We start from the raw sequence: 247 nt of genomic DNA on the forward strand, positions 1-247 counted from the left end.
ACCGGGAGAAAATTTCCAAGAGCAGCTCCAACTTCCCCAGAAAAAACGTCCGCCATGCCAACCGCGACGCCCAGTCCGGCGCGATCATGACCTACCTGGCAGCCAAAAGCGGCCGGGTCTCTTTAAAAGAAGCGGCCGCCTACTTCGGCTACCAGGCCAATTATTTCTCCCGCCTCTGCCGCAAGCTTTTTGCCATGGACTTCGACCACCTGCGCCGCAACATCCGGATCAACCTGGCCCGCGAGCA

At 59.1% G+C, this 247-nt stretch carries 1 pseudogene; it reads left to right on the forward strand.

What is annotated here, in order from left to right:
• Window positions 1-247 (forward strand): annotated as a pseudogene (locus tag lacNas_RS00040) (helix-turn-helix domain-containing protein); the annotation flags it as partial.

Source organism: Lactobacillus nasalidis, assembly GCF_016587775.1.
GTDB classification, from domain to species: Bacteria; Bacillota; Bacilli; order Lactobacillales; family Lactobacillaceae; genus Lactobacillus; species Lactobacillus nasalidis.